Genomic DNA, 896 nt, shown 5'->3' on the forward strand with positions numbered 1-896 from the left:
GTCTTGGTCGCCATGGTCGCCTTCGCCACCCCCGCCGGCGCGGACACCACCTGGTCGGTCGTGCCGGCCGACGCGAACGGCCCCGACGGCCGCAGCGTCATCGACCTCGAACTCGCCGGCGGGCAGCAGGCCACCGAGCACATCGCGGTCATCAACCGCTCCACCCAGCCGGTCGACTTCGCCATCGACGCAAACGACGGCTACCTGACCTCCAAGGGATACTTCGACATGCGCCCCTCCGACGCCACACCGGTCGACGGCGGCGCCTGGGTCGAAGTCCCCGACAAGGTGACCATCGCCGGCGGCGCCACCGCCATCGTGCCCCTCACCGTGTCCATCCCGCCCAACGCCACCCCCGGAGACCACCCCGCGGGCGTGACCGCGTCCGTAGAGACGATCTCCGGCCAGGTCCGGGTCCAAAACCGGGTAGGCGTCCGCCTCAACATCCGCGTGACCGGCAACTTCGCCGCCAAGGTCGCCGTGAGCGACGTGCACGCCGACTACATCGGATCGTGGAACCCCTTCGCCCCCGGCACCGTCGAGGTGACCTACACCGTGGCCAACGTCGGCAACGTCCGCCTGGCCCCCGACAGCCGCATCCTGACCTCCACCCTCGCGGGCGAAAGCGGCTGGGACGACACCTCCGAGGCCAAGGCCAGGGAAATCATGCCCGGCGGCAGCCGCACCTTCACCGCACGCGTGACCGGCGCCTGGCCGCTGGGACCGATCGGCACGACGATCATGGCCATCCCCTCCCCCGCGGGCAAACCACTCCCCGGCGTCACCGCCGAACGCGTCGCGATCGACACCACCGTCTGGGCCCTGCCCTGGCCGCAACTGGCCCTCCTGGCCCTCCTCGTCCTGGCCATCCTCACCCTCCGGGTCACCAGCCGCCG

General features: G+C 71.3%; 1 protein-coding gene. It reads left to right on the plus strand.

Going from position 1 to position 896, the window contains the following annotated elements; genetic code table 11:
• On the plus strand, positions 1 to 896 hold an 896-nt coding region (locus tag Msi02_RS42780), incomplete at both ends, for a COG1470 family protein (RefSeq protein WP_204053410.1).

It is taken from the genome of Microbispora siamensis (genome assembly GCF_016863095.1).
Taxonomy (GTDB): Bacteria; Actinomycetota; Actinomycetes; order Streptosporangiales; family Streptosporangiaceae; genus Microbispora; species Microbispora siamensis.